Here is a 22,947-nt window from a genome sequence, read left to right as displayed (position 1 = left end):
CGCTGTTAGCGCTGACTTGAGCTTTAAAGCAGCTCCGAACAAAGCCTGCTATAACTAATCAGTAGTTATAACTTCTTTTTATAGGTTCGCTTCTTCACGTTGGGGCGGGTTTTGTGATGTTTTGGGTGCTGCTTTGAACACTAGGACAAACACCGGAGTGCTGGCTCCAGCTCGAGTACCTGTTTTTCTTCTTTGCCTATGGCTTGCACTGTGTGCCGCTGCTGCGTCGGCGCAAGAGTCACAAGCGAGCGGTGCTGTTCAGGCCGACACTGACCCCGATGTACGCCTTGTGATTGATGTCAGTGGCAGCATGAAGCGCAACGATCCCAATAATCTGCGCCAACCGGCGGTTGAGCTTTTAGTCGAACTGTTGCCGGAACAAGCAAGCGCTGGTGTCTGGACCTTCGGCAAGTGGGTCAATATGTTGGTCAAACATCAAAAAGTCGACGACAAGTGGCGAGAGTCCGCGCGCAGCCTTGCCCCGAAAATTAATTCCGCTGGCCTTTATACCAATATCGGCGAAGCACTGGAAAAAGCCGCCTACGACATCAGCTACACCGATGCCGATAAAAACAAGCAAATTATATTATTGACCGATGGCATGGTTGATATCGATAAACAGTCGCAACTGAATCAAAAAGAGTGGCGGCGTATTGTCGATGAATTAATTCCGAAACTAAAAGCAGGTGGGTATCGCATCCACACCATTGCGCTGTCGAATAATGCCGATAGAGATTTAATGAATAAATTATCGGTGGCCACCGATGGTCTGGCTGAGCTGGCAGAAGACGCCGATCAATTAATGCAGATATTCCTTAAGGCTTTTGATGCTGCAGCGCCGGCCGAGCAGGTTGAACTCAGTGACAATCAGTTTGTTATTGACTCAAGTGTTGAAGAGTTTACGGCGCTGATTTTTCGCAAAAAAGCCAGCGGTACGGTTGCACTCGCGAGCCCAGATCAGCAGCGCTTGAGCGCCTCGACGAACGACAGTGATTTGCGCTGGCACCGGGCGCACAACTACGACCTTATCACCGTAAAGCGGCCACTCGAAGGCACTTGGTATATTGACGGAGAGATTGCCGAGCAGAGTCGCGTCACCGTAGTCAGCAACTTAAATCTGCGCTTAAAACCGCTGCCAACCAATATTATCAGTGGCGATAAACTCGCGCTGGAAGCTCTGTTGCAAGAAGACGGGCAAATTATTGCGAACCCGGATTTTTTGGCGTTAATGGATGTTGAAGCCGAATTAAGCGGCGGCCATAGTTTTGACAGCTTGGTTTCAGTGTGGAAGCAGGCTCTGAAACAAGATGGCGCCTACGGTCGCTATCGCGCTGCGCTACCGGAGCTTACTAACGAGGGCGTTTACGAGCTTAAAATCAGTGTTGATGGCAAGACCTTCCAGCGTCAGCTCAAGCATCAAATGACACTGCGCCGGCCCTTTAGCGCGGAATTAAGGCAGGCATTTGTCGATGGCAGCGTACGTTATTTATTGACGGTCAACGCGTTTCATTCCGAGCTTGATTACAACAGTGTCTCAATTGTCGCCAGTATTGCCGGGCCCAATAACAGCAACTTTACCCGCTCGCTGAGTTTTACTGAAGCCGATAACTGGCAAGCGGAATTTATGCCGGACCTGGAAGGCGACTATGTCGCCAAGTTACGAGTTAAGGCGCGCAGTAAAAACGGCGCGCAACTTGATAATGAATTACAAGCTCTTAAGTTTTCTTATTCCGCCGATTCGGGTTTAAGCCAGTCGGAAAAACCCTTTGCCGAGGCCAGCGTTGAAAACGAAGAGCCGGTTGAAGAGCTGGAAACTGCTGAACCTGTTGAGGCGCAAGAGTCGGTTGAGCCCGCGCAAGAGGACGCCGCCCAAACGGAGGGGCCTCCGGCGTGGATGCTTTATGCCGCACTCGGAGTCGGTAACTTATTGCTTCTTGGTCTTGGGTATTTTGCCTTTAGAAAAATAATGGGTGGGCCTAAAAAAGATATTCTCGATGAAATCGAAGCGGAAGAAAAAGCACTTGAAGAGCAAAGTGACGCCGCTGCGCTTGATGACGAGCCCGAGCCGGAAGAAGATGAGCCGCCGATGGAAGATCTCGATCCGGACGCTGCCGAGCCAGAGGCGGCGATGAGCATGGACAACGATGAGCAGCTGCTCGCCGAACCCGACTCAAGCACAGATGAGCCCGAGCCTGAAAATGCGCCTGCAGATGAGCCGGCGATGGACGATCTCGACGGCAGTGCTGACGAAGCCTTCGATGCTTTAGAAACTATGGCTGACGAGGCTGAGCAGGCCGAGGACAGCGCCGATTCCGATTTGGCCGCTGAGCTTGAGGGTTTTGACGAGCTCGATGATCTCGATGCGATGACCATGGAGCAAGAAATGACCGCGGAACAGGGCGCGGCCGAGGGCAGCGATGCGCAAAATCAGGCGGAGCAGAGTTCCGAGGAGGCCTCAGATGACGATATGGTGCAGGCCATGCTGGAAGCTCAGGGGCTGGATTTGGCAGAAGAAGAGCTCGACGATGCAATTTCGTCGCTTATTGACGACTTGGAAGATGACGACGATGAAAATAAATGAGTCAGTCGTTACACATTGAGCGTTTGCGATGGTGCTCTGCGGCGCAGGGCCTGCACCTATATCGTTTGATAGCAGGCGCTTAGCTTTTTTACCTTAATTTTCTTTGCTTTCAGTATCCCGGCTGGTGACGTAATCGACAGCGTCGTTGACGGCGTGGGCCACCTTGTCGACCATGTTTTCAATTTCGTCCGGCGTTAGAAAAAAAGTCATATCGACATCGTGGCGTACGTAGCGCGGCGGCAGGCGATTGAGCGCGACGCAGGCCACGTCGGCGAGGAAATCACTGTCGGAGTTTGCCCGGTCACTCGCGCGCAAAACTTGGTCGATAACCATTTGTTCAAAGTAGTTGTGAATGCTATCGCGCTGAGAAAGCGCTTCATAACGGCGGCGGCCGACACTGAGCAACATGGGGAGGCCCTTAAGATTTGAAAACGTGTTATTAGTTTAGACCTTAGTCTTAACGTGCCCTAGTTTTTTTGTTTTGTATTAAGTTTCGTATTTCAAAGCGCATAGGGTGCAAGGCCGCGTAGAGCGTGCGGCGAACGGGCAGGTGGCGGCCGAGGATTAAATCGCAGATAAGCCTCGCGGCCAGAGGGCTGTAGGCCAAGCCGCGCGAGCCAAAAGCCAGGGCGCAGTAGAGCCCGGGGTAGGGGGCGCCGAGTTCGGCGATATCGGCATTGGCTTTGTGCCGCAGTGCAGCAAAGCGTTCGAGGCTCAGTTTGATATTATTTACTGGCCCAAGCAAAGGCAGGTAGTCGGGGCTCGTTGTGCGAAAAGCCACCCGGCCCTGTAAATGTTTGTCGCTGCCGTCAAAGCCCGGTAAAAAACTGCTAAGTGCGTCTAAGTTTTTTTGGTGATCGTGCTGAGTTAATTCACAACTGGTATCGCTGAGTGAAAAAGTTGCTCCGGCGCAGTGTTGTGGTCCGCTGGGTGTTTGCTGAGCCGGCGTGAGATAACCTTCGCCGCAGATCACGGCCCTTAATGTTTTTAGTTGTTCGTCGCTGTCTAAAAAGCTCACTTGGCCGCGTATACGTTTTAACGTCAGGTGCTTAAGCTCTGGAAATTGCTGCGCCTCATAGGCGCTGGCGACAATAACGTGGCTTGCGAAAAATTCACGGTTTTGGCATATCACCCGCCAATTTGCGCCGCTTTGTTCAAGGCTGAGCGCCTCGCAGTTTTCGTGCACGTCGATAAGTGAGTGTTCTAATAATTGTCGGCACAGGCGAGGCGGGCTCAGCCAGCCGGATTGTTTTAACCACAGGCCACCTGTATTTAATTCGATGCCGCATTGGAGGCTCGCCTGTTGGCGATCGAGTAAAGCAAATTGCTCGCCGCGATAGTGCTTAATTAAATCTAGGTGGCGCTTGTGATTTTTGTTGTTGCTTAGGTGTAATACGCCACAGGCCTGTCCGCAGTTTTGATAATAATTGCCCTGCTGATAAAACTGATCGGCGTACATCTGCGCGGCGAGATTAAATTCACTGAGCGTGTCGTTGCCGAGGCCAAGACGGGTGTAAACCGCGCCGGCTGGGTTGCCCGACGCCTGGCTGGCGATGTGATTTTTTTCGAGTACGGTGCAGGGCAGGCCCTGTTCTGCGAGCCGCCTTGCAATCTGTGCACCGGCCATGCCCGCACCGATAATAAGCGCCCGAGCCTGTGTTGTGTTCGGCATTTTGCGCTCGGGTATTAACAACCAATTTGCCTGGCGGCTAGTTTTTAAGCGGCGTTTGTTTATTGCATGTGCCGCTGCTGTATTTGTTTGGTTGTGTTTTGAAGGATTGTTTAGATGGTTTTTTTTTGCGCTGTTGGCGCTGCTGCCCTGCATACTGTGATCGGCGTTTTCACAAGCTGTATCCCCCGTAAATGATGCGATCAGCATTTCCCGTTTTCGGCCGAAGCCGGGGATTTTTTGTATCGAAAAGCCGTGTGCTTTGAGGCCGCGTTTAACGGTGCCTGCGCAGGTGAACGTGGCGACGCTGGTACCGGCTTGACTATTGGCCTGCATCGCTTGAAAAAGCTCGCTTTGCCACATTTCGGGGTTTTTAGCCGGTGCAAAACCGTCGAGAAACCAGGCGTCTACCTTGTTTTGTCGCTCGCCAAAAGCCGGTCGTTTTTCGGCAAGTTCAGGCTGTGCTTGAATCAGCGTGCTAAGCTCGGGCCAGGCGTCATTGCTGTCGCCAAAATAAAGTAACAGCCGTATTGTTTTAATTGGCGCTGTGTTTTGTTGCTGTTTTTGATCGCTTGCGCCAGCGGCTTTTAGTTCAATGTTTTGCAAACCCTGCCACGGCTGCGGCGGATAGTTTTGTAGTAGCAGTGCGGCGAGTTCGGCGAGCTGTGGCCAGGCGCCAAGCGCGCGTTTTAAGGCTTCCGGGCTCAGCGGATATTTTTCAACGCTGATGTAGGTCAGCTCGGCATTTTGGGTATCGCACTGATTCCAAAGCTGCCAGGTAGCGAGAAAGTTTAAGCCGGTGCCAAAGCCTGTTTCTGCGATGCAAAAAGTATTGCCGCTTAACTGTTGCCAGCGCGCCTGGAGTTGATTGCCCCTTAAAAACACATAGCGGCTTTCATCCAGGCCGTTGTCTTTGGAGAAGTAGACATCGTCAAATTCACTGCTGCTTGGCTCATTATTGGCATCCCAGGTGAGTTCGGCGCAGCGGGTTTTTTGAGGTGCTTTATTTGAACTGTCAGTCACGAGTTTGCTCAATGCGTAAAGTAAATAGCTTGGTTAGAGAGCGTGTTGTGTGGCCGCTCGGCGCTTTAAGCGCTGTTTGGTGAGGGCTAAAGCGCGCCTGTAGCTTTATTTATCAAAGCTTGACAGCAGCGTTTGAGTCCACTGTTTAATGCGCTGCTCTGTGAGTTCAAATTCATTTTCTTCGTCGAGGGCGAGGCCAACAAACATGCTGCCGTCTTGCGTTAACGCTTTGCTCTGTTCAAATTCATAGCCCTCTGCGGGCCAGTATGCAACGGCGGTCGCGCCAAGGCCGACGATTTTATCGTGCAGATAACCCAGGGCGTCCTGGAACCACTGCGGATAGCCAACTTGGTCACCCAGGCCAAATAAGCCGATGCGCTTGCCGCTAAGATCCAGTTCGTCGAGCTCGTCCCAGCAGTTTTCCCAGTCCTCTTGCAGCTCGCCGTAGTCCCAGGTTGGAATGCCTAGAATAAGTAAGTCGTAAGCGAGCATCGTCTCGATATTTTCGTCGGCAATATTAAATAGCTCGACACGGTCGGCGCCGATCGCCGCCTGGATTTTTTCCGCAGCCATTTCGGTGTAGCAGGTCGAGCTGCCGTAAAATAGAGCAATGCTTTTAGTCACGCAGCCGAGCCCTCCGAAAGTTGATTGAGCAGCTGATCGAGCCAGTTTTGAAGCTGCTGTGCTCGGTCCTCGTCGCCTTGTGCGTCGAGCACAAGCAATTCACCGCTGCGCTGGGCACCTAGCTTTTGCAGGCTTTCGTCGAGGCGAAAACCCGCCGCAGCAAAGTTGGGGTAGTTGCTGTCGCCGAGGCATATAAGGTGGTAGGGTTTTTCACGGAGGTTTGGGGGGCTCAGGCGCAGATCTTCGTCGAGGCTGCGGATATTTGCCGGCAGATCACCCATACCGGTGGTTGAACTGATAATAATTAAATGCCGGTCGAGCTCGCTTGCCAGTTGGCCGCGCTGATAGTTCAGCTCGAGCAAAACATCGTGACCACACTCAGCTAGCTTTTCGCTCATCGCGGTTGCAAGCTGTTCAGCCGTGCCCATCACGGAGCCGACAATAAGGTAAAAACTGGCCATATACCCTCGAAAATAAAAAAGCCATGTATAGTAGTGGCTTCGAATGTTTAGGTCTAATTGTTTGCTTGTTGCGCGACAAGCAGCGTTGCATAAGTGGGAGTTTCGGTGAGTGATATGAGTCAGGCGCGGCCTGCGTTGGGGATTTACGAACACTATAAAGGCCAGCGCTATCAACTGCTTGGTTTTTGTCGGCACAGTGAAAGCGAAGAGGAGCTGGCGCTGTACCGCTGCCTCTACGGCAATTTTGATTTATGGGTGCGCCCGCTGACAATGTTTACTGAGTACATTGAGCGAGACGGCCAGTGCTTGGCCCGTTTTCGTTTTGTTGAAGCCGCTGAGCCCAGCCTGTGAGCTACGCGTGAGCAAAAAGATACATGAAGCGGATCAGCAGGCTGTTACGCAAGCGCAGCTGCTTGAGCAGGATCAGCGTTTTATGAGCCGGGCACTGGAGCTTGCCAAAGAAGCGGCCGAGCTTGGCGAGGTGCCGGTTGGCGCGCTTGTTGTGCGCGATGGTCAGATTCTAGCGGAGGCCGGCAACAGGCCGATCTCTGACTGCGATGCCAGTGCCCACGCTGAGGTGTTGGCGATACGTAAAGCCTGCCGGGCAACAAAAAATTATCGCCTGCCCGGTGCCACGCTCTATGTCACCATCGAGCCCTGTGCGATGTGCCTGGGCACTTTGGTTCACGCGCGTATTGAGCGCCTGGTGTACGGTGCAGCTGAGCCCAAAGCCGGGGTTGTGCACAGCAATACCGGCCTGCTGCAAGATGCTTGTTTTAATCATCAGTTTAGTGTCGAAGCTGGGGTGATGGCTGAGCAGTGCAGCGAGGTGATTTCGCACTTTTTTAAGCGCAGGCGGGAGCAAATTAAAGCTCTAAAGCGGGCGTCGACAGCGTGCGCACAGCATCGGTCACCGCCGGGCTGACCTTTGAATAGTTGATTTCTTCGTCGAGTTTAGCCAGTTGGCGCTGCTCGTTTACTTTCTCGTGCCAGGCGATGATATTGTAGAAATTGCGGATATTTTGCACGTAGTCGACCGCTTCCCAGCCGCGGGCGTAGCCGTGCTTGGTGTATTTATAGTATTTGGCCTTGGCCAGTAGCGGCAGGTAGCGACGCACGTCGGACCACTTATCTGGGTTGGCGCCGTGGCCCTCGGTTAATTTGCGCGCATCTTCAAGGTGGCCCATGCCGATGTTGTAGGCCGCCAGTGCCAACCAGCTGCGGTCGGGTTCGGCGATGCGCTCGGGAATGCGCTTGTGAATGGAGCGAAAGTAGCGCGCACCGCCGCCAATGGATTGTTTAGCGTTGGCGCGGTTTTTCACTCCAACTTGCTTGGCCGTGTCCATGGTCAGCATCATAAAACCTTTGACGCCGGTATAGGAGACCGCTTTGGGGTTCCAGTGACTCTCTTGGTAGCTAAGTGCCGCCAGCAGTTGCCAGTCGAGTTCTTGTTCTTGCGCGGCTTCTTGCAGGTGTGCCTTCCACTTAGGCAGGCGCGATTGCATGCGTTTGGTGAACAGCAGGGAGCCGGCAAAGTCAATTTTTTCAACGTGGCCGTAAAAGACCTCGGTCAGGTCTTCGATCATCGTTTGGGTTTGCGCTTCGGCAAAAAACTTCTCGGCCTGTTTAATCAAACTGCGGTCGACTTTTTTGGCAAAAGCCCAGGCCAGGGGTTGGGCTTCGCTGATATCAAAGGCGCGGCGAGCTTTGGGGTAGAGTGCGGCGTTGATGTCATAGGCATTGGAGTCGACCACGGTGTAGTCAATTTCGCCGAGCTGCACAAGCTCCATAAGCTCCATCATTTCTAAGTCGTGGCGCACTTCCCACTCGAGCTCGGGGTGCTGGAGTTTGAGCTTGTGCAGGTTCTCTTCATGCGAGCTGTCGGCAATGACAACTAAGCGGCCGTCTTGCAGGTCGGCGAAGGTTTTCGGGCGCTTGCTGCCGCTGCGATACAGCAGAACCTGAGTAACGGAGGCGTAAGACGGGGCAAAATCGACGTGATTTTCACGCGCGGGGGTTACCGTCAAACCGGCTGCGGCAAATTGCCCGGGCGAGCGGTCGAGGTTCGCGAGCATGGTGCCCAGGTCGTATTCATCAACCAGTTCGAGCTCAAGGCCCAGATAGTCGGCAAACGCTGAGGCAAGCAGGTATTCAAAGCCCGAGTAGCCGTTGGCGGCTTCAAAGTAGGTGGTCGGCCCGTTGCGCGACACCATGGTCAGCTTGCCTTTGGCCATGACTCGCTCGAGCTCGTTGGGCTCTCTGTCGTTTTGAAGGCCGGCACTGACTACAACCAGAATGGCGCTAAACAAGCACAGCTTGACCAGACGCAAAGTCGCCGCGGCCAGTTTATGTGCTTGTTTTTTTGTCATTAACGTCTTCCGTCTGCTCAAAAGTTGCGCGATTTTACACGTGCTTAATGTGATCGGCCACTCATTTTATTGTTCTTGGCTAAGGATTTTAGTGTCTTGGCACGAATTTTCACGCGATTTTCATATTGAAAATATCTATGAGGAAGATGAAAGCACCGGCAAGCTCAAGTACAATGCCGCCCATCTCTCCAACAGCTGTTATTGCCTTTATTGTTATCGCCCTATTAATAGGAACTAGTTAGGAACCTCCATGCTGATACTTCGCGGCTCTTCCGCTCTTTCTGAATTCCGTCTGACCAAACTTAAGCAACGCATCAAAGAGGCTGGCATAGGCTTAACCTCGATACAAGCGGAGTTTGTTCATTTTGTGGATGTAAGCGAATCCTTGAGTGACGAGCAGCTGGCGGTGTTAAAGCAGTTACTGCACTACGGCCCCAAAGCCGAGGCCGTTAAGCACGAAGGCCAGCAACTGTGCGTGATTCCGCGTTTTGGCACGATTAGCCCGTGGTCCTCAAAGGCCACCGATATCGCCTTAAACGCCGGCCTGGATAGCGTTAAGCGCATTGAGCGCGGCGTGAGTTACTACGTAGAAGGCTGCGCGGACAGCGGTGCTCTGAAGGCGCTGTTGCACGACCGTATGGTCGAGCTTGTATTGGACAACGAACAGCAGGCCGAGCAAATCTTTGTTCAGCAGCAACCCAAAGAGCACGGCAGTGTCGCGGTTGTCGCGCGCGGCCGCGAAGCCTTGGTTGAGGCCAATGTCAGCCTTGGCCTTGCGCTGGCGGAAGACGAAATCGACTACCTGACAGAGAGCTTCAGCGATTTGGGGCGCGACCCGAGTGATGTGGAGCTAATGATGTTTGCGCAGGCAAACTCTGAGCACTGTCGCCACAAGATCTTTAATGCCAGCTGGACCTTAGACGGCGCCGAGCAGCCGCGTTCGCTGTTTAAGATGATCAAAAACACCTACGAAAAGGGCGGTGAAGATGTGCTTTCGGCCTATGCCGACAACGCCTCGGTTGTGCGCGGCCCGGAGGCGGGGCGCTTTTACCCCGATCCGCAAAGCCAGGCTTACGCTTATGTCAACGAGCCTGTGCACCTGCTGATGAAAGTTGAGACGCACAACCATCCAACTGCCATTGCGCCGTTCCCAGGTGCTGGCACCGGTGCCGGTGGTGAAATTCGCGATGAGGGTGCCGTAGGCAAGGGCTCTAAACCGAAGGTTGGTTTGACCGGTTTTACCGTCAGTAACTTGCAGATTCCGGGTTATCGCCTGCCGTGGGAGCAGGATTACGGCAAACCCGAGCGCATTGTTACCGCACTCGATATTATGATTGACGGGCCCATTGGTGGCGCTGCGTTTAACAATGAGTTTGGCCGCCCGAATATTTGCGGTTATTTCCGAACCTTTGAGCAGGATTTCAGCGGCGAGCGCCGCGGCTATCACAAACCCATTATGCTCGCCGGTGGTTATGGCAATATCAAAGAAGAGCATATTGATCAAAACGAATTCGACGCCGGCCACAAGCTGGTTGTGCTCGGCGGCCCGGCGATGCTGATTGGCCTCGGTGGCGGCGCCGCCTCGTCGATGACCAGCGGTTCCTCGTCGGAGGATCTCGATTTTGCTTCGGTGCAGCGACAAAACCCTGAAATGGAGCGCCGCTGTCAGGAGGTTATCGACCAGTGCTGGCAGCGCGGCCCGCAGAACCCCATCGCGTTTATTCACGATGTTGGCGCCGGCGGTTTGAGCAACGCCTTTCCCGAGCTTGCCAAAGACGGCGGCTGTGGCGCGCTGTTTGAATTGCGCAACGTGCCCAATGACGAGCCGGGTATGAGCCCACTCGAGATCTGGTGCAACGAAAGCCAGGAGCGCTACGTTATGGCCGTGGCGCCAGAAAACCTGGCCGAGTTCGAGGCCATCTGTCAGCGCGAGCGCTGCCCGTACGCCGTGGTTGGCACGGCTTTGGATGAGCAGCGCCTGGTGTTAAACGACACCCACTTCGATGCCAAGCCGGTCGATCTGCCGATGAGCATCCTATTTGGCAAAGCGCCAAAAATGCACCGCAGCGCCGAGAAGCGAAACTACGATGTCAGCGCGTTTAATTACGCTGAGCTGCCGCTGGCTGAGGCCATCGAGCGCGTTATTCAGCATCCGGCGGTGGCCAGCAAAATGTTTCTGATCAGCATTGGTGATCGCTCGGTCACCGGCATGGTTGCCCGCGATCAGTTGGTGGGCCCGTGGCAGGTGCCAGTGGCCGACAACGCGGTGACAACTGTCGCCTACGATACCTACGCCGGTGAAGCGATGAGCATGGGTGAGCGCACGCCACTGGCGCTGCTCGACGCGCCGGCATCCGGGCGTATGGCCATCGGCGAAGCGCTGACCAATATCGCTTCAACCCGCATCGGCGATATTAAAGACATCAAACTCAGTGCCAACTGGATGTGTGCCGCCGGCCACCCGGGTGAAGATGAAAAACTCTATCGCACTGTTGAAACCGTTGGTATGGAACTGTGCCCAGAACTGGGCCTGACCATTCCTGTCGGCAAAGACTCGATGAGTATGCGCACCGCCTGGCAGCAAGACGGCGACGATAAAGCTGTGACCGCGCCGCTGTCGCTGGTTATTTCGGCATTTAGCCCAGTGTTAGATGTGCGCAAGACCATCACCCCTGAACTGGATGCCGGTGCCGACAGTCGCCTGCTGCTGATTGATCTCGGCCGCGGTAAAAACCGTATCGGCGCATCCATTTTTGCCCAGTGCTACGAAAACATGGGTGAGCAGGGGCCGGATCTCGACAACGCCACCGAATTCAAAGCGTTTTTTAACGCGCTGCAGCAGTGTTTGCAGGATGAATTGTTGTTGGCCTATCACGATCGCAGTGACGGCGGTTTATTGGCAACCCTGGCAGAGATGGCATTTGCCGGCCACTGCGGTGTGCAGCTTGATATTGAAGGCCTTGGCAGCGACGCCCATGCAGCGCTGTTTAACGAAGAGCTCGGCGCCGTTGTTCAAGTTAAAAACAACGAGCTTGGCAGAGTTGAAGAGATCTTTGCAGGTTTTGGCATCGCCGATTTGCTGGTTGATATCGGTGCCCCGCGCAGCGATGAAAGTTTTGTTGTGCAGGCCGGAAACAGCAGCTTGTATCAGAGCACGCGCAGCAGCCTGCAGGAGCTGTGGAGCAAAAATAGCTTCCACGTGCAGAGCCTGCGCGACAACCCGCTGTGTGCCGAGCAAGAGTTCGACCGCATTCGCCACAGCGATCCGGGTTTGAGTGTCAAACTCAGCTACGACGTCAACGACGACATTGCCGCGCCTTATATCGCCAAGGGTGTGCGCCCGCGTGTGGCTGTATTGCGCGAACAGGGCGTCAACGGCCATGTTGAGATGGCCGCGGCTTTTGATCGGGCGGGATTTGAGGCCGTCGATGTGCATATGAGCGACATTATTGCCGGGCGCCGTAGCCTCGAGGGCTTTAAAGGCCTGGCTGCGGCCGGCGGTTTCTCTTACGGTGATGTGCTTGGGGCCGGTGAGGGCTGGGCTAAAACGATCTTGTTTAACGGTCGCGCTCGCGATGAGTTTCAGGACTTTTTCCACCGCCTCGACACCTTTAGCCTCGGTGTGTGTAACGGCTGTCAGATGATGAGCAACTTAAAAAGCCTGATTCCCGGCGCTGAGCACTGGCCGCATTTTGTGCGCAACCTCAGCGAGCAATTTGAAGCGCGCTTTTCACTGGTGCGTATTGAAGACAGCCCGTCGGTGCTGTTTAACGGCATGGTTGGCTCGCACCTACCTGTCGCAGTGGCGCACGGTGAAGGCCGCGCTGAGTTCCGCGATGAGGCGCATTTGGCCGAGGTTGAAAAGGGCGCGACGGTGGCGATGCGCTACCTCAATAACGATTTGAGCATCGCCGAAACGTATCCGGCCAACCCCAATGGCTCGCCTGCGGGTATTACCAGTATTTCCAGCAACGACGGTCGCGCGACGATAATGATGCCGCACCCCGAGCGTATTTTCCGCGCGGTGTGCAACAGCTGGGCGCCGGCTGACTGGCAAGAGGATAGCGGCTGGATGCGCCTGTTCCGAAATGCCCGCGTTTTTGTTGATTAAGCTTTTGTTGACGAGATTCTGCTGGGCTATGGCGGGGCCGGGTTTAATACCCTGTGCCGGGGGCTGGTATTGATGCAGCCGGCCCTGTCTTTTCTCGGTGTTGGCGATGCCAGTCAGCAGGGGCTTGGCCACGCTTCGGCCTGTGTTGAGCTCGGCGATCGGCGCCTATTGATCGATTTGGGCCCCGGGGTGCTGCAGGCTTATATGGAGTCGTATGCGGCGCTGCCTGAAGCGCTGTTTATTACTCACTGCCACCTGGATCATATCGCTGATTTTGAAAAGCTGTTTATTAAAGCCTGGTTTGCCAAACTTGAACACGGCGCGGCATTCGAGCGGCCGCTGTTGTTTGTATCAGTGGCCATTGTTGCGCTGTTGCACGAGCGCGTAGCAAATTATCCGGGTGCCTTGGCTGAGGGCGGGGTTAATTTCTGGCAGGCTTTTCAGTTAATACCGGTTGCGCGAAGTTTTGAGTTTGGCGGCTGTGAATTTCAGCTTGTGCCCGCGCGCCACCACAAACCGGGTACGGCCTATGGCTTGTATTTACCCGGGCACTTTTTTTATACGGGCGATACCCGGCCCATTCCAGAAGTACTCGAACACACGATTGATGAGCACTGCTTGGTGTTTCACGATTGCAGTGTGCAGGGCAATCCATCGCACTCGGGCATTGATGATTTAAAGCGCGAATATTCTCAAGCTTTGTTGCAGAGGTTGTGGTGTTATCACTATAACAGCCCAGCTCAGCGCCAGGCTTTTAACGATGCCGGTTTAAAAAGTGTGCAGCCGGGGCAGCGCTTTACAGCTCTTGGTTTAAGCGGTCAAAGTGGCTAAATAAATCGTCGGGCAATTCCATTGCTTTTATTGCTGCGAGGGCTTTTTTGGGCTTTTGTTTGTAGATGCTCGCGTACAGCTCGGCGGCGTAATCGGCTTGGTAAAGCACGTGGGCAAAAGCACTTATATGTTCGCCTTCTTTAATGCGGCATTGATCGGCCAGAGCGTGCACAAGCTCATCTTCTAATTGCCAGTCTTTAGCTATCCAGTAAGTCAGCGCCGCTCCCATTTTTTTTAGCGCCGGCACAAAGGCATTGTACGCTGGGCTGACGTTTTCATTATTTAATTTAAATTGTTTGCTCAGCTCGCTAAATAAAGTGATTTTACCGATATCGTGCACAAGGCCGAGCACATAGACTTTAAATGCCTCAATTTTTCGGTGCTCGGCAATGCGCTCGCAGGCGACCGCACAACACAGGCTATGCTGCCAAATACGCTGGCCGCTCTGGCTAAAATAAGCACTCTCTCTTTGCAAAATCGGCTGCATAACCGCGGCGGATAAAACGCTGCGCAAACCGCGAATGCCGAGTTTGACAACGGCTTGTTCGATCTCGGCAATGCGCCGGCCGATGGGGTTAAAATACGCCGAGTTAGCCAACTTTAGCACGGCACTGGCCATAACCGGGTCTTTGTCGATGATGTCGACATAGTCTTTGGCGGAGCTGTCGGGGTCTCTTAGGCTTTTTAATAAACGCGGAATCACGTGGGGCAGGCGCGGCACGGCCTTGTCGCGCAGCTCTTGTTTTTGCAGGTTTTTCAGCGTGACATCAACAACAAGTTTTTGTGGCAGGCTCAGCTGCGCGCTGTCTTTTTGAAAAAGGTGGCGATAAAACGCTTCGCGGCTAACGGCCAGAGAAATATGTGCGTTGTCGTTTACTTGCCACTGATCTTGAGATTTGTGCTGCTGAAATACCTTGCTTAGGCTAAAGCCCATAAAGCCTTCCTTCTGCGGAGTCGGTCTGGCTTTAGTGTAGTTGTCTCAACTTGGCTTTGCTTGCAGCTTGGCCTGGATAAACTGGCTGTGGCCGAGGTGCAGCAAATCGGCAATGCGGCGAATGATATGCTCTTCGTATTTATCTAGCTGACCGTCGGCGTAGGCGATTTTCCACATATCGACCAACAGGCTAAATTTTTTTTCGTTAGAGCGGTGTTCGTTAATTAGGCGGGTAAATTGATGCAGCGAGGTTGCATCTTTGCGTTCGGCCTGCGCGTGCTGTTGCAGCTCGAGGCTCTCTTCAGTGCTGAGTTGGTAGCGTCGCTTCAGGGTTTCTACGAGCTTTTGCTGTTCCTGCTTGTCGAAATGGCCGTCGATACTGGCCACCTCGACAAGCAAGGCTGCACAGGCGAGCTGGATGGCATGCTCGTCCGGTACAGGGTCGGCGCCGTCGGCAAACAGGGCTTTGAGCGCCGTAAACATCTTAGGCCTTTTGGGCTTTCAGGTAGTTTTCGAGGTTGATCTGATCGGCAACAAAACCGCGAATACCTTCGCTGAGTTTTTCAGTGGCCATCTGATCTTCATTAAATGAAAAGCGGAACGCCGCTTCGTTTTCAAGCAGCTTTTCAGTATTCATGGTGATGTTCTCAGGGCTCAGAATACGCTCAAGGCTGCCGGTGTCGGCTTCGAGCTCGCCGAGCAGCTGAGGGCTGATAGTCAGGCGGTCACAGCCGGCCAGTGCTTCGAGCTCGCCGGTGTTGCGGAAGCTCGCGCCCATAACAACGGTGTTGTAGCCGTGCTGTTTGTAGTAGTTGTAGATCTTGGTGACTGACTGAACGCCCGGGTCTTCAAACTTGTCGTATTCGGTTTTGCCGGTGGCTTTTTTGTACCAGTCGAGGATACGGCCAACAAACGGAGAGATCAGAAACGCGCCGGCGTCGGCACAGGCAGCGGCCTGGCTGAAGCTAAACAGCAGAGTCAGGTTACAGTTGATGCCTTCTTTTTCGAGAACTTCAGCGGCTTTAATGCCTTCCCAGGTAGAGGCCAGCTTGATCAGAACACGGTCTTTGCTGATGCCTGCGGCTTCGTACAGGCCGATCAGTTTGTGGGCTTTTTCGATCGAGGCTTTGGTGTCGAAAGACAGTCGCGCATCAACTTCAGTAGAAATGCGGCCGGGAACAACGGTCAGGATCTCGGCGCCGATGGCAACGGCCAGCTTGTCAGAGGCATCTTCAACATTGTCGGAAGTCGCCAGAGCGTCTTGAACAAGGCCAGAATACTGTTCCATCTGTGCAGCTTTATAAAGCAGGGAAGGGTTGGTGGTTGCGTCGAGCGGCTTAAATTTCTTGATCGCTTCGATGTCGCCGGTATCGGCAACGACGTCTGAAAACTGCTTCAGTTGTTCCAGTTTATTGCTCATGGTTTTCCCCATAGTGTTGGTGCGCTTTATTGCAAGGAAATAGGCGGCTGCACAAGAGGCTTCCTTTAAACCGCCGAAAAAATCGCGCGCATTATAGCAATAAGTACTGCAGCTTTGTTACGCCCTATGGTTTTTAGGCTTATAAGCGTGGCTTCTATCTAAGTTTACGCTGCGTTTGCGGCGGTTTTACTGAGAATGCTTCAGCTGCGCACCTGTGCGAATGCCGCGCGCAGGGTATCGGCATTGGCATCGGCCTTGGGCGCGTGCTCGCTGAGGTAGCGGCGAAACAGGCGGCCACCGGGCTGGCCTGCAAAAAGTCCGAGCACATGGCGGCTCATATGGTGCAGGCGCGCGCCTTCGGCAATTTGCCGCTCGCAGTAATCGGCGTAGGCTTCGGCAACCTCAATACGGCTTTTAATTGCCGCACTGCTGCCAAATAGCGCCTGGTCGACATTGGCCATCAGGTAGGGGTTGCTGTAAGCCTCGCGCCCAACCATAACGCCGTCCAAATCTCTTAATAAGTTCGAGCATTGCTCGATAGTGTTCAGGCCGCCGTTGATAACAATATTCAGCTGCGGCAGCTCTTGTTTCAAACGCACAACGGCAGCGTAATCAAGCGGCGGGATTTCGCGGTTTTCTTTTGGGCTTAGGCCTTTAAGCCAGGCTTTGCGCGCGTGCACAATAAACGTACGACAGCCGGCGTCGGCGACGGTAACAACAAAGTGTTTTAGCGCATCGTAGTCTTCCATATCGTCGACGCCGATGCGGTGTTTGACGGTGACGGGAATAGCACAGCGTTGTTGCATGGCGGCAAAACACTCGGCTACCAGTTCGGGCTCTTTCATCAGCACCGCGCCTATCTTGCCTTTTTGCACCCGGTCACTCGGGCAGCCGCAGTTTAGGTTTACCTCGTCATAGCCCCACTGTTCGGCAATGGCGGAACATTCGGCCAGTTCTTGTGGGTCAGAGCCACCGAGCTGCAAAGCAAGTGGGTGCTCTTCTTGATTGAAGTTTAAAAAACGCTGCCGGTCACCGTGCAGAATCGCTCCGGTGACCACCATTTCACTGTAAAGCCGCGCCTGCTTGCTCATCAGCCGCCAAAGATAGCGGCAGTGACGGTCAGACCAATCCATCATCGGGGCGAGGCAGAAGCGCCAGGGGTTCGATAGTGTTTGCTCACTTGTTGCGGATCTTGAGTCGCTCACCTGGGGGCCTTTTGTAACGGTGTGGTGCGCTGACTTGCTGCTCGCTGTGAGCGCTAAAGCACACGCCTGTTAATTGGAGCGTAATTGTAAGAGTTGTAATGCTCAGAGCAAGGGCTTGCGTGCGGTTCTGTTTTTAATTGATCGGGGCAGAGCGTGTTTGGCTGTATTTATTGCTCGTATTCGACATTGTGCTGATGCGCGCTTTTTTTCTTTCAGCAGTTAGCCTGGGTTTGAGCATCTGTCTTTCGTCAGCTTATCGGTAATCACTGTAAAAACTGTGAACCCTGTCTCTCTAGTCCTTGGCCCTCGCTCGCTATTATGCATGCGTTGTATACGTTTACATTTCCGGGTTTGTGGCCGGATTTCCTTTCTTAGAGATGATAGGGACTTAGACCTGATGTTTTTGACTTCCATGCGCAAGCTTGTATTGCTTGCAGCATCCGTAGTGCTGTACGCCTGTGGCGGCGGGGTAGAGGTTGACAGCAATGCCAACCAAGCGCCGACAGCTGATTTTGAATATCGCATTGAAGGCGACAACCTTGTTTTGGACGCGTCCAAGTCGTTTGACTTTGACTCTGCGCAGCTGAGTTACAGTTGGTACGTCAATGACGAGCTGCTCGGGGCGGGGCGCACGTGGCGTCTGGCTTTTGATGAATCTCTATCGTACGAAGTTGAGCTTATTGTCAGCGATGGTCGTAGCAGCAGCTCAAAGACACTTTTTGTCAACGGTCACGGTTTTGGCGATTTGACTGGTGATGTTGAGCGCGGTCGTCAGCTTTATGAAAATGACCCAGGCTTGACCTGTATGGGCTGCCACGGTAGAGATGGGCAAGCCGAGTCGTCGCCAATTGACGCTAAAAAAACCGAGTATTTTCATACGAAGGACCCCGGCAAAGCGTATACCCTAAAAGCCTATCTGCAGCGCTGGATGCCACCTTCAACTGCGCCAAATGGCTGTGATGCCCAGTGTGCTGAAGATCTTGAAGCGTATATTCGCAGCTGGGTACTTGCCCCGGGGCAGCAGCCAAGCCCTGTGCCCACGGTGAGCCCAACGGCTAATCCTATTCCGAGTTTTGACCCTAATCCCAATCCAAGCCCAAATCCCGAGCCCTCTGCTATGCCTACGGCGATGCCAACTGTGCCACCTCTGCCATCGCCGGGGCCAAGCGCAATGCCCAGCAGTGCGCCTCAGCCCTCTGCCCAGCCAACGGTTGCACCCACTGCGGAGCCCGAACCTTCTCAGGCGCCGACCCAGGCACCGACGATGATGCCAACGGCAGAGCCCGAGCCGTCCGTTGTACCGAGCAGCGCACCAGAGCCGAGTCCGCTTCCGTCAAGCCAGCCGCCCGTCGTTGGTGATATTGAGCGCGGTGAGGCTCTGTATTTTGATGCGACAATGAACTGCTCGGTTTGTCACGGTGACGATGGCCAGTCGACGGCGTTTAAAGCCATTGATGCCTCGCGCGCTGTGTATACCTATTCAAAAGATTCCGTTCCAGGTAAAACATACAGTCTTGAGGCTTATTTAGAAGCTTGGATGCCTGCACCGGGTCAGTGTGATGCTCAGTGTGCGGCCGATTTGGCGGTTTATATTCGCTCGTGGTCTAGCGATGCTGAGCCTAGCCCCATGCCTAGCTCGGTGCCGAGTTTACTGCCCTCGCCAATGCCGACTACGACGCCACCTGCGGGCGACTTTAACGGTGATGTCGCTGCCGGTAAAGCTATCTTAAAAGACACCAGTGGCCAGTGTTTCACTTGCCATCAGGATGCAAATGAAGACGGTTATTTTGAAGCCGGCGCTGTCAGTATTCGCATTGATGTGAATAAATTTGCCTACCCGACAAATGCCAAATACGACGGTATGAATTATACCGGCAATAGTGTTGAGGACTTGGCCCGTTATATATCTGAGCAAATGCCGCTCAACCCCGCTTCCTGTGTCGACGAGTGTGCCGACGATGTCGCCGCTTACCTTTGGTCTTTGCGAGGCCAGTCGGTTGATACTGGGCCGACAGAGTGTTCGCTTGACGATCCGGTTTTATACGGCCGCCGCGCGCTTAAATTTTTAACCAGCTTTGAGTATCACAACTCGCTGCAGTCGCTGTTTGAGTCGCCGCTGCCTCACGATTATTCGACCTCAGCGAAAATTGCGGTTGATGACGAGATTGGCAGCTTGCCGAACCACGGTTTCTCTGCAATTGGTGAAATTCGTGTGAACTCCTATGACGCCAATGCCAAAGAGATTGCCGACTGGGCTGTTGATACCGGCGGTGTGCTGCCGTTCCAGTGTACGACAGCCAGTAGTTGTGCCAAAAACTTTATCGAAGACTTTGCGTATTACGCGTTCCGCAGGCCGCTGAGCGAAGACGAGAAAGCTGAATACACCGCAATGATCAGCGAAGCGACTAAGCTTGAAATAGGCTTGAAGTGGGCGATTCGCTCTGCGCTGATGTCACCTCAATTTTTGTATCGCACTGAGTTGGGCGAAAGCTCTGCCGCTACCTTAGAAAAACTTAATTCGGAGCCGGATAAGGTTATTTATGAGCCCGCGTCCGAGCCGATTGTTGTGCAAGGTAATAGCCCCGCTAACTCGGGTTATCAGTTCACCGGCAATGATTTAATTATTGTTACCGTTACAGCGACGCCAAAAATCGATTACAGCACCTTCCCGCAAACTGAGACGGACATTTATCCCGCTATTTATTTCGGCGGTGGCGGAGTGACCACGGATCCTCAGCCCATTGGTGGCCCTGGGCCGGAAGAGTTAACTTTCCACGTTAAAGATGTGACCGGGCCTGTGTATTACATGGCTGCGCAAGCGGTAGCGGAAATTAACGGCGAAGAGTTTGGCGGGCAGTTTACTGTGCAAGAAGTCAAAGTTGCGCCGGCGCAAATAAAGGAGATCCCCGAAACCTTTAAAGAGAAAGTGGCTGATGCCGACAGCGACGCTTATGTTTTGGATGACTTTGAATACGCTTCAGCGCTGTCGTATATGCTGACAGCTTCGGCACCAGATAAAGCTTTGATGAAGGCGGCCTTGGTCGGCGATCTAAATAATCCAGAAGAAGTTGAAAAACACGTCGATCGTTTGATTGACTCTGATCTTGGGCGTGAACAGGTTGCTCGTTTTGCGGCGCTGTGGTTTGGCACCGATCGCGTTAGAACGGTAAACCGTTTTGGCAACGACAGCTTTACACCAGAAGTCAAAGCGGCGATGGCCGAAGAAATTCGTCAGCTTTTCTCTCACGCTTTTTACGATGACTCGGTTGCTTATACCGATTTATTTGATGCCGAATTCACCTTTGTGAATAAGGTGTTGGCCGACTTTTATGGTATCGCCGGTGTCACTGGCGAGGCCTTTGAAAAAGTCTCAACGGTCGGTACTGAGCGCGGTGGTTTAATTGCATCGGGTGGTTTTATGGCGCTTTATGCCCACGATGATCGCAGCTCTCCGATTCAGCGTGCTGTGCACGTGCGTCAAGACATGCTTTGTCAGCAAATCCCATCGCCGGGTGAGCTAGACGACGGTGACGATCGAACTGCAGCTGCCGAGCTTGCTCAGCAGAAAGAAGAGACAGGTAATTTAACCACCACGGAGTTTTACGATATTCAAACGAATGTGCCGGGCACAGGTTGCGCGGTTTGCCACAACGCAGTGATTAACCCGTTGTTTGCGATCGACAACTTTGACAATGTCGGTCTTGTGCGCAAAACCGTCGATGATTTTTATGTGCAGACCGGTCTCGGTATTCACGGCAACGACGGTATTAAAATTGACGTGGTCAACAATGGCGGTCACTTGTACTCAGCAAATGTTGTCGGCGCGATTGATACAACAAAAGCCGATGAAGAAAAAGCCAATGGTGAAGGCATAGCATTTAAAGGTGCAAAAGCGCTGTCAAAAGCTTTGGTGGAAAATGATTTACCCGGTGTCGATGCCTGCTTAATTCAAAAAACCTATCGCTACGCGTTGGGCGCGCCATTGGCGCCTTCAGATGTCGATACGCGTTTTGAAAAATCCATAAACGGTTCTGAAGCTGGGCAGATGCTCTGTGTTCAGGATGATCTAAAACGAGCGCTTGGCAGTGCCAAGAGCCCGAAAGCGATGCTTAAGCAGCTTAGTCTCTCTGACGTGCTTCGTTTCCGACGCTAAAAAAGCGAATTTAATTTTAGGAAGTAACCATGAACAAAGAATTAAAAGAGTTTTTGCAGCACGAAGAGCACGAGCACAAGGCCTTGCATGAGCTGCAGCGACAAGAAGTTGCAAAGGGTATGCGCCTGCGCGAGTTCTTTTTCAAGAAAAATGAAAAAGCCATGCGCGCACGCGGTGATAATTTTCGCAAAAGCCGCCGTCAGTTTTTAGAGTTTATGGGCAAGACGGGTGTCTCTGCGTCGATGCTAAGAGCCTTTCCGGCAATTGCAGGGGTACTGGCGGCTCGCACTGCGCATGCAAACGACGAGGCAAAACGTGCGGTCTTTTGTTATATCAACTCCGGTGCGCCGGACGGGTACTGGTTGCCAAAATCGGCGAATGAAATGAACCTGGTAACCGAGCCGTATGCTGCAGTTGCCAGTATTTGTAATTTTCGTGAAATTGATGCGGTGGTTCCCGGTCACGGCCGCGCGACCACAGCACTTGGGGCGCGCTCTTATGGTCAGCCGACCAGCGATACGATTGCTGCTCCGGTTTTAAGTGCCAGCACGCCATTTTCAAATGTGTTTTTGGGCAGTGCGCCCGATGGTCAGGATATTAGTGCTTTTGGCAAACCTAAGTCTGACCCGCAAGTGGCTTTAAACGATTATTTTAGTGCCGGTGGCGGCGATAACGATGGCCCGGATACGACCTATTTAAAAGCTTATCAGGCACAAGTTCGGGCGGTGGAGCAGCTGAAAAACAAGTTGTCGATGGATGAGCGCGATCGTTTAAATGAACACGCGGCGGCTTTGGAGAAAATCGAAAAGCGCATCACTGATATTCTTAACGGTGCGACGGTTGACCCGGCAAGCTGTAAACCGGTGATTGCCGATGCCAGTCACTATATGAACGGTGATATCGTAAAAATGCTTGAGCACGGCAAGGTGCAGGTCGATATTATTATTGCCGCGCTGTCTTGTGGCCTGACTAACTTGGCGACCTTGCAGCTCGGTGCCGAGTCCGGTACGTGGAAGACGCACGGTGTTGATCACTATCGCGGTTTTACCGGTGATTCGCACGGCTCGGTACACGCGGGTTATACCAATGATGCCGGTGTGCCAATTTCGTATGTCGAGTGTCACCGTTATTTGAGCCAGGTGCCTGTGTATTTTATTGAGCAGCTAATGAGCGTTAGTGGTCCAGACGGTAAGCCTTTGATTGAAACAACGGTTTTTGCGCAGACTACCTGTATGGGCAATGGTATGAGCCACGCAACGCCTAATGCGCCGTTTATTTTAGCGACTAAACGCCCGGAATTTAAAAACTCGTTTTCAGCGGCCAATATGTCCGCGTCCGGAACAACTTATGATTTTAACGAAACAATATTAAAGGGGCTGGGTGTGCCTGGGGACTTTGCTTCAAACAATACACTTGATTTATTAAGTTAATTCTTTAGGTTTTTAAGTTTGTTTTTTTGAGTCGCCAATAAAAACGTTTTCAATCTTTTGAGTTGGCGGCTTCACAACGCTTGTGTGTTGACCTCAAGCAGGGCTCTGTGCTTGAGGTCTTTTCTTTCCGCTGGCT

The 22,947-nt window shown here is 53.1% G+C and carries 16 protein-coding genes; 7 read left to right on the top strand and 9 right to left on the bottom strand.

Annotation, left to right across the window (positions count from 1 at the left end):
• Positions 1 to 133 precede the first annotated feature (133 nt).
• Positions 134 to 2,581 carry a VWA domain-containing protein gene (locus tag CFK45_RS00420; protein ID WP_143247438.1) on the top strand — a complete coding sequence of 816 codons (2,448 nt, stop codon included), beginning with the start codon at positions 134 to 136 and terminating at the stop codon, positions 2,579 to 2,581.
• Positions 2,582 to 2,674: 93 nt separating this feature from the next.
• Here the strand turns inward: CFK45_RS00420 and CFK45_RS00415 are convergent, their stop codons facing one another.
• From CFK45_RS00415 to CFK45_RS00400, 4 genes are all read right to left on the bottom strand, one after another.
• Positions 2,675 to 2,989: a late competence development ComFB family protein gene (locus CFK45_RS00415; RefSeq protein WP_096084433.1), complete on the bottom strand. Its 315-nt coding sequence runs from the start codon at positions 2,987 to 2,989 to the stop codon at positions 2,675 to 2,677.
• Positions 2,990 to 3,038: 49 nt separating this feature from the next.
• Complete coding sequence (gene mnmC1, locus CFK45_RS00410; RefSeq protein WP_158224560.1) at positions 3,039 to 5,273, bottom strand: FAD-dependent 5-carboxymethylaminomethyl-2-thiouridine(34) oxidoreductase MnmC1; 2,235 nt, start codon at positions 5,271 to 5,273, stop codon at positions 3,039 to 3,041.
• A gap of 105 nt (positions 5,274 to 5,378) precedes the next feature.
• Complete coding sequence (gene fldB / locus CFK45_RS00405; protein ID WP_096084431.1) at positions 5,379 to 5,897, bottom strand: flavodoxin FldB; 519 nt, start codon at positions 5,895 to 5,897, stop codon at positions 5,379 to 5,381.
• Positions 5,894 to 6,358: a flavodoxin domain-containing protein gene (locus tag CFK45_RS00400; protein ID WP_096084430.1), complete on the bottom strand. Its 465-nt coding sequence runs from the start codon at positions 6,356 to 6,358 to the stop codon at positions 5,894 to 5,896. Before CFK45_RS00400 ends, fldB begins: the two co-directional genes overlap by 4 nt.
• A gap of 114 nt (positions 6,359 to 6,472) precedes the next feature.
• On the opposite strand from CFK45_RS00400, the gene CFK45_RS00395 reads away from it, so the two are divergent.
• Both CFK45_RS00395 and tadA read left to right on the top strand, forming a co-directional pair.
• The gene (locus CFK45_RS00395; RefSeq protein WP_096084429.1) at positions 6,473 to 6,709 is read left to right on the top strand and encodes a DUF1653 domain-containing protein; all 237 of its coding nucleotides are present in this window, start codon (positions 6,473 to 6,475) and stop codon (positions 6,707 to 6,709) included.
• Positions 6,710 to 6,716: 7 nt separating this feature from the next.
• Complete coding sequence (gene tadA, locus CFK45_RS00390) at positions 6,717 to 7,283, top strand: tRNA adenosine(34) deaminase TadA (protein WP_479686144.1); 567 nt, start codon at positions 6,717 to 6,719, stop codon at positions 7,281 to 7,283.
• On the opposite strand, the gene mltF is transcribed toward tadA, so the two are convergent.
• Complete coding sequence (gene mltF / locus CFK45_RS00385; protein ID WP_096084428.1) at positions 7,225 to 8,727, bottom strand: membrane-bound lytic murein transglycosylase MltF; 1,503 nt, start codon at positions 8,725 to 8,727, stop codon at positions 7,225 to 7,227. The genes tadA and mltF overlap by 59 nt on opposite strands.
• Positions 8,728 to 8,977: 250 nt before the next feature.
• On the opposite strand from mltF, the gene purL reads away from it, so the two are divergent.
• Together purL and CFK45_RS00375 are read left to right on the top strand one after the other, a co-directional pair.
• The gene (purL, locus tag CFK45_RS00380; RefSeq protein WP_096084427.1) at positions 8,978 to 12,838 is read left to right on the top strand and encodes a phosphoribosylformylglycinamidine synthase; all 3,861 of its coding nucleotides are present in this window, start codon (positions 8,978 to 8,980) and stop codon (positions 12,836 to 12,838) included.
• Between the two features lie 72 nt (positions 12,839 to 12,910).
• Positions 12,911 to 13,669: an MBL fold metallo-hydrolase gene (locus CFK45_RS00375; RefSeq protein ID WP_096084426.1), complete on the top strand. Its 759-nt coding sequence runs from the start codon at positions 12,911 to 12,913 to the stop codon at positions 13,667 to 13,669.
• Here CFK45_RS00375 and CFK45_RS00370 read toward each other — a convergent pair.
• The 4 genes from CFK45_RS00370 to dusA all read right to left on the bottom strand — a co-directional run bounded on the left by CFK45_RS00370 (position 13,635) and on the right by dusA (position 17,228).
• Complete coding sequence (locus CFK45_RS00370; RefSeq protein ID WP_096084425.1) at positions 13,635 to 14,603, bottom strand: HDOD domain-containing protein; 969 nt, start codon at positions 14,601 to 14,603, stop codon at positions 13,635 to 13,637. The genes CFK45_RS00375 and CFK45_RS00370 overlap by 35 nt on opposite strands.
• Before the next feature lie 45 nt (positions 14,604 to 14,648).
• The gene (locus CFK45_RS00365; protein WP_096084424.1) at positions 14,649 to 15,086 is read right to left on the bottom strand and encodes a tellurite resistance TerB family protein; all 438 of its coding nucleotides are present in this window, start codon (positions 15,084 to 15,086) and stop codon (positions 14,649 to 14,651) included.
• A gap of 1 nt (position 15,087) precedes the next feature.
• The gene (gene tal / locus CFK45_RS00360; protein WP_096084423.1) at positions 15,088 to 16,023 is read right to left on the bottom strand and encodes a transaldolase; all 936 of its coding nucleotides are present in this window, start codon (positions 16,021 to 16,023) and stop codon (positions 15,088 to 15,090) included.
• Between the two features lie 200 nt (positions 16,024 to 16,223).
• Positions 16,224 to 17,228: a tRNA dihydrouridine(20/20a) synthase DusA gene (gene dusA / locus CFK45_RS00355; RefSeq protein WP_275655658.1), complete on the bottom strand. Its 1,005-nt coding sequence runs from the start codon at positions 17,226 to 17,228 to the stop codon at positions 16,224 to 16,226.
• A 397-nt stretch (positions 17,229 to 17,625) separates the two neighbouring features.
• On the opposite strand from dusA, the gene CFK45_RS00350 reads away from it, so the two are divergent.
• The gene (locus tag CFK45_RS00350) at positions 17,626 to 21,381 is read left to right on the top strand and encodes a DUF1592 domain-containing protein (protein ID WP_158224559.1); all 3,756 of its coding nucleotides are present in this window, start codon (positions 17,626 to 17,628) and stop codon (positions 21,379 to 21,381) included.
• Between the two features lie 29 nt (positions 21,382 to 21,410).
• On the top strand, positions 21,411 to 22,811 hold the full coding sequence (locus tag CFK45_RS00345) for a DUF1552 domain-containing protein (protein WP_096084420.1): 1,401 nt from the start codon (positions 21,411 to 21,413) through the stop codon (positions 22,809 to 22,811).
• Positions 22,812 to 22,947 lie beyond the last annotated feature (136 nt).

It is taken from the genome of Agaribacterium haliotis (genome assembly GCF_002312815.1).
Classification (GTDB): domain Bacteria; phylum Pseudomonadota; class Gammaproteobacteria; order Pseudomonadales; family Cellvibrionaceae; genus Agaribacterium; species Agaribacterium haliotis.
The sequence above is the reverse complement of the archived record's forward strand: the minus strand, read 5'-3'. Positions and strand labels throughout refer to the sequence as shown.